This window comes from Aurantibacter sp. (assembly GCF_042094015.1).
Taxonomy (GTDB): domain Bacteria; phylum Bacteroidota; class Bacteroidia; order Flavobacteriales; family Flavobacteriaceae; genus Aurantibacter.
Map to the genome: position 1 here is coordinate 1 of NZ_JBELDZ010000061.1, position 5,822 is coordinate 5,822.

7 protein-coding genes are annotated in these 5,822 nt (G+C 27.0%); 4 read left to right on the top strand and 3 right to left on the bottom strand.

Annotated elements, in window-relative coordinates:
* A partial coding sequence (locus tag ACFDSN_RS09145; protein WP_375239546.1) for a chorismate-binding protein occupies window positions 1–1,032 on the top strand: 1,032 nt, incomplete at its 5' end.
* 10 nt (window positions 1,033–1,042) lie between these two features.
* Here the strand turns inward: ACFDSN_RS09145 and ACFDSN_RS09150 are convergent.
* Window positions 1,043–1,723: a hypothetical protein gene (locus ACFDSN_RS09150; protein WP_375239547.1), complete on the bottom strand. Its 681-nt coding sequence runs from the start codon at window positions 1,721–1,723 to the stop codon at window positions 1,043–1,045.
* A 143-nt stretch (window positions 1,724–1,866) separates the two neighbouring features.
* On the opposite strand from ACFDSN_RS09150, the gene menD reads away from it, so the two are divergent.
* The 3 genes from menD to ACFDSN_RS09165 all read left to right on the top strand — a co-directional run bounded on the left by menD (window position 1,867) and on the right by ACFDSN_RS09165 (window position 4,998).
* The gene (gene menD, locus ACFDSN_RS09155; protein ID WP_375239548.1) at window positions 1,867–3,621 is read left to right on the top strand and encodes a 2-succinyl-5-enolpyruvyl-6-hydroxy-3-cyclohexene-1-carboxylic-acid synthase; all 1,755 of its coding nucleotides are present in this window, start codon (window positions 1,867–1,869) and stop codon (window positions 3,619–3,621) included.
* An 81-nt stretch (window positions 3,622–3,702) separates the two neighbouring features.
* The gene (locus ACFDSN_RS09160; protein ID WP_375239549.1) at window positions 3,703–4,044 is read left to right on the top strand and encodes a DUF2853 family protein; all 342 of its coding nucleotides are present in this window, start codon (window positions 3,703–3,705) and stop codon (window positions 4,042–4,044) included.
* Window positions 4,045–4,167: 123 nt separating this feature from the next.
* The gene (locus ACFDSN_RS09165) at window positions 4,168–4,998 is read left to right on the top strand and encodes a S1 RNA-binding domain-containing protein (RefSeq protein WP_375239550.1); all 831 of its coding nucleotides are present in this window, start codon (window positions 4,168–4,170) and stop codon (window positions 4,996–4,998) included.
* Here the strand turns inward: ACFDSN_RS09165 and ACFDSN_RS09170 are convergent.
* On the bottom strand, window positions 4,995–5,423 hold the full coding sequence (locus ACFDSN_RS09170) for a hypothetical protein (protein WP_375239551.1): 429 nt from the start codon (window positions 5,421–5,423) through the stop codon (window positions 4,995–4,997). The two genes, ACFDSN_RS09165 and ACFDSN_RS09170, sit on opposite strands and share 4 nt — an antisense overlap.
* A 220-nt stretch (window positions 5,424–5,643) precedes the next feature.
* Complete coding sequence (locus ACFDSN_RS09175; protein ID WP_375239561.1) at window positions 5,644–5,802, bottom strand: C1 family peptidase; 159 nt, start codon at window positions 5,800–5,802, stop codon at window positions 5,644–5,646.
* Window positions 5,803–5,822 lie beyond the last annotated feature (20 nt).

Below are 5,822 nucleotides of genomic sequence, written 5' to 3' on the forward strand. Positions count from 1 at the left end.
AAAACAAATGTAAAAGGCGTTTTCCAGAACACAGATACTGTTTTTTATACCAAAGACTTTACGGAAAGTGGTTTTGTTTTTTCTCCTTTTAATTCCGAAGAAAAAAGTATCTTAATTCCATTAGACGCATCTGATATTATAGAGGTAGATGTTTTAGAAAACACATCAGAAGAACTAGAATTAGAAAAACCTAAAAATGAAGTAGATATTACTGCTAAAGGATTTCATTTTAGTTTGGTGTCTAAAGCAATTCAACATATAAAAAATCATAATTTTGAAAAAGTTGTAGTTTCTAGAAAAGAAGTTATTCCGCTTAAAGAAAACAATCCCATTATATTATTTAAACGCTTATTGGCAACGTATAATAATGCGTTTGTGTATTGTTGGTATCATCCAAAAGTAGGATTATGGCTTGGAGCAACGCCAGAAACTTTATTAAGTGTTACGGGAAACAGATTTACAACAATGTCTTTGGCAGGAACACAAGCTGTTAATAATAAAAATGATTGGCAAGCTAAAGAAACCGAAGAGCAACAATTAGTAACCAATTATTTAGTATCTAATTTACAAGATTCTGTAAGCAGTTTAACTATTGGAAAAACAGAAACTATAAAAGCTGGAAATTTATTGCATTTACGTACCAAATTATCTGGTGTTTTAAATACAAACTTAAAAAATGTAATTGCAGTTTTGCATCCAACTCCAGCAGTTTGTGGTTTGCCAAAACAAGTAACTAAAACGTTTATTTTAGAATACGAAAATTATAATCGTGAATTCTATACTGGTTTTTTAGGTGAATTAAATCTTAAAGAAGAAAAAAGCAGAAACACTAACCGTAGAAATGTAGAAAATAACGCGTACGGCTCTATAAAAAAAGTCTCGAATTTATTTGTTAATTTACGTTGTATGCAATTAACAGATACAAAAGCGCATATTTATATTGGTGGCGGAATTACTAAAGATTCTATTCCAGAAAACGAATGGCAAGAAACCTGTAATAAAACTGAAACTATGAAAAATACACTTTTTTAGTATCTTTTAATTAACGAAAATGAACTTGGAAATTTTTAGAAATTTGATCATAGTCATCTCTTGTTAGTTTATTGTTTTTTTGTCTTAATAAAATTAACTTATCACTCTCTAATATTAGTTTATCAATAAACTTTCTAGTGTCTTTAGAGTAATTAAATGAAAGTGTTTCCCAGTTTTTTCTAAGAATAGGAGATTGTAACCACATTAAAAAGTTATTAACCCATATATCTTTTCCAGTAATATCATTAGAGCCAAGAGATAAAAAGTCTTCCATTGCTTGAAATATTCTTATAGAGCTAGCTATTTCAATTTGTATTCTCTTTGCTTGATCATAGTCAATAGGCTCAATATTACCATGATCAGTATCTGGAGTTAAAGATTTAAAAAGGTAAAAACCTTCAGGATAAAGTTGTGCTAATTCAATTTGAGGAGTTAGCCAATTTCTTTGAATATTTTCTAAGGTATTATGTGTGGTTCTATTTTTTTCAATTCGTTTGTTAGAATTTGTGTTTATTATTAAGTTATACATTACTAAAATTATGGATACACTTGCTGTAATTCCAATAATTAACTCAAGTTTTCTATCTTTTTCAGTCTTTAAATTTTTAATATATAAAAAACCAAATATTAAAATAATAATAACTATTATTAATAAAAAATATAAGTTGTTTTCGTCTAAAAAAGTTAGCATTATTTTTTTGATTAAAATTTAGTTGTATTAAACAAATTTAGCTTAAAACATTGACAAAATCAAGTTTTTAAATTGTTGTAGATAAAACATATTCTTAAAATCTATAAATAAATTTCAAAGGTTTTGTATTTTTACAATACGTTATGAAATACCCAAAAATTCCATTAGCACAAACCGTAATTCAGTTGTGTGAAGCTAAAAATATAAAGCATATTGTTTTGTCTCCAGGAAGCAGAAATGCGCCTTTATCTATTGGCTTTACACATAATCCGTTTTTTAAATGTTATAGTGTTGTGGACGAACGTTGTGCAGCATTTTTCGCTTTAGGCATAGCACAACAATTACAAGAACCTGTAGCGGTAGTTTGTACATCTGGAAGTGCTTTACTAAATTATTTTCCAGCAGTAGCAGAAGCTTTTTATAGTAATATCCCTTTGGTTGTAATTTCTGCCGATAGACCAAAATATAGAATTGGCATAGGAGATGGACAAACCATAGACCAAAAAGATGTTTATGGAACTCACGTAGTATATACAGCTAATTTAAAAGAAGATATTACTGAAAACAAACAATTTACTCAAACAGAAAAAGAATTACCAATTTTTAAGAGTTTAGAAAATAAGTTAGAAAAGGCTTTAGGCTTGCAACAAAGTGTTCAAGATTATAATAATACAGAAATTAATATAGCTTTAAATAAGGCTATAGAAAGTAAATTACCGGTTCATATTAATTGTCCGTTTAACGAGCCTTTATATGATATTGAAGAGTCTGCTTCTATAGAAGTTGAGAACATAGAAAGTAAGTTAGAAGAAGCAGATTTTTCAGAATTTAATACGTTTAATACTATTTGGAAAAACTCATCTAAAAAAATGGTTTTAGTTGGTGTTTTAGAGCCAAACAGTTTAGAAAGAGCTTACGTAAACCTTTTAGCAGAAGATAATAGTGTTTTAATTTTAACAGAAAGCACATCTAATTTTCATCATAAAAATAGTATTCCAAGTATAGATAAATTAATTGGTGCTTTAGCAGATCAAGAATTTAAACAATTAAAACCAGATATTTTACTTACAATTGGTGGATTAGTAGTTTCTAAAAAAATTAAACAGTTTTTAAGAGCTTATCAACCAGAATGTCATTATCATTTAGGGTTACATCAAGCCAATAATACATTTTATATTTTAAACCAATGGTTTAAAATGCCTTTAAATACATTTTTTAATACTTGGCAGAATTCTTATAAATCTGTTCAAAGTAATTATCAAACGTTTTGGGTTAACGAGATGCAATTAAGACGAAAAAAGCATACAGATTATATGTCTAAAATTGGATTTTCAGATTTTAAGGCATTTCATCATATCTTGAAAAGTATACCAGAAAGCTTTCAAATACAATCTGCAAATAGTTCTATAATTAGATATTTACAATTATTCGATTTAAATTCAAAAAACACATTTTTTTGCAATAGAGGAACTAGCGGAATAGACGGAAGTACTAGTACAGCAATTGGAGCAGCAACAATAATTAACAATCCAACCTTATGTATTACAGGGGATTTAAGTTTCTTTTACGATAGTAATGCGCTTTGGAATAATTATATCCCTAAAAATTTTAAAATTATTGTAATAAATAATTCTGGTGGCGGTATTTTTAGAATATTACCCGGACATAAAAACACAGATAATTTTGATACGTTTTTTGAAACTAAACATAATCTAAATGCAAGTAAATTAGCCGAAATGTATGGTTTTAATTACGCCAGTACAGATAACGAAGCAGATTTAGAGATTGAACTAAACCAGTTTTATACAAATAACCTACAACCACAAATTTTGGAGATTTTTACTCCAAGCAGAGAGAATGACGACATTTTATTGAATTATTTTAAATTTATTAAATAAACTTTTTTTAAGTTGAAATGTTAAAACCGAATAAAAATAATTGTATATTTATAACTCAATAAATAACTTAAAACTATTATTATGAGTAAACGTGACGATTTAATCACAAAATACGCTGCAGATTTAAAAGATAAATGTGGTGTAACTCCAGATATGGATTTCTTAACTAAAGTAACTATTGGTTGTGGTCCATCTATTTACAATAAAGATGCATCTACTGTTTCTGGTACTGATGAAAAAGAATTAGCAACTGTAAAAAATAATTTCTTAATCAAGAAATTAGGATTAGCAGACAATACAGATTTAGATAAAGCGATTGATTCTGTAATTGAAACTTATGGTCGTTCTAACAAAAATAAATATAGAGCTGTAGTTTATTATTTACTAGCTAAGCATTTTAAAAAAGAAGCTGTTTATAAATAGTATTCAGTTTTTTAGATAAATTAAAAGCGTTGCAATTTACTTTGTAACGCTTTTTTATTGCTCAATACATTTTTCAATATATTTTAGTTTAAAGGAAACAAATTATATCACTACTTTTGCAGTATGATACAAATAGGTGAATTCCATACATTAGAAATTTTAAGAGATACAGAACCTGGATTGTTTTTAGGTAATGATGAAGGAGATGAAGTATTACTTCCAAATCGTTATGTACCAGAAGTTTTTAATATTGGCGAAGATATTGAGGTTTTTGTTTATTTAGATAATGAAGAACGTCTTATTGCAACAACAGACGAACCATTTATTATAAATGGAGAATTTGCTATGTTACGTTGTAACGAAGTAACTAGTCATGGTGCTTTTTTAGATTTTGGATTGGTAAAAGAATTGTTTTGTCCGTTTAAAGAGCAAGCCTTTCCAATGAAAAAAGGCGGTTGGTATCTAGTGCATTGTTTTGTTGATGAAGTTTCGGAACGTTTAGTAGCGTCAAGTAAAACAAATAGATTTTTAGATAATAAAGATTTAACGGTTGAAGAGTTTGAAGAAGTTAACATTATTATTTCTCATCCAAGTGATATGGGAATGAATGTTATTGTAAACGATAAACATTTTGGCTTAATTTATAAAGATAATATATTTCAAGACTTACATGTTGGAGATCGTGTTAAAGGTGTCGTTAAAAAAATACGTCCAGGAAATAAATTAGATATTGCTTTAGGTCAAATAGGGTACAGGAATATAGAACCTAATGCACAGCATATTTTTGATTATCTACAAGATAATTCTGGCTTTTTACCATTAAATGATAAATCTAGTCCAGAAGCTATTAAAAAGGAATTAGAGATGAGTAAAAAAACCTTTAAAAAGGCTATTGGTTCTTTATATAAAGACAAGAAAATTACTATAGAATCTGATGGGATTAGACTAGTCTAAGCTAATTGTATATTTTTAGAATTTATAAATGTTTTAGAATAAGTGTAAGCTTCTTTTAAAGATTTAAACCCTTTAAATGGTACATTTATAATAAATTGCTTTTCTATTTCAATATTGTATTTATTGTTGACATTATAATAAACAACAGTAAATAATTTAATTTTAGGTAATGCTTTAAAAAAACTTGGATAATCTAAAGCTTCAATAGAAAAATCGTTAATTCTGTTACTTAAAAAAGCAATTGAATTTGTGTCTTTATAGAAAGAGTTTATAGGTTCGAAAACTTCTTTAGAAAGGTTTAAGTCTAAATGAACACCTTCATTTACTTCAATACAAACTAGATTTTTAAAAAAATAAAGCACACCAGTTTTTAAAGGTAATACCTTTAAAACATCTTCTTTAATTGGTGTTAATTCTAGAGTCATATTAGATTAATAGTTGTACAATCTAATAAATAGTTTATTCTATATTACTACTGTTTTGTAAAAAAAAGAGTGTTTTTCGATAAACATAATTGTTATTACGATGTAATAACAATTATGGAATGTTATATCTCTATATCCAATAATACGTAAAAAAAGAAGTCCTAATGCGTATGATACAATCATAAGTATTAAGACTTTAACTTTATGTGAAACTTTATATTTAATCGATATCTAATAATTTTACAATGTTATTAGGAATTCCATTTTTGTGTAATAATATAGAAATGGTTTTCATTTTAAAATATGCTTCACTCATATAAACATATCCACCATGTTCTTTATTATTTGTTCCCCAAGAATTTTTTACTTTAAAGTAAATTTTTCCATTTTGATCTTTTA

What these genes read in the sequence shown, in the direction of transcription:
- ACFDSN_RS09165 (WP_375239550.1), top strand. Translation starts at nt 4,168, where the DNA reads ATGATACAAATAGGTGAATTCCATACATTAGAAATTTTAAGAGATACA.
- ACFDSN_RS09160 (WP_375239549.1), top strand. Translation starts at nt 3,703, where the DNA reads ATGAGTAAACGTGACGATTTAATCACAAAATACGCTGCAGATTTAAAA.
- menD (WP_375239548.1), top strand. Translation starts at nt 1,867, where the DNA reads ATGAAATACCCAAAAATTCCATTAGCACAAACCGTAATTCAGTTGTGT.
- ACFDSN_RS09150 (WP_375239547.1), bottom strand. Translation starts at nt 1,723, where the DNA reads ATGCTAACTTTTTTAGACGAAAACAACTTATATTTTTTATTAATAATA.
- ACFDSN_RS09170 (WP_375239551.1), bottom strand. Translation starts at nt 5,423, where the DNA reads ATGACTCTAGAATTAACACCAATTAAAGAAGATGTTTTAAAGGTATTA.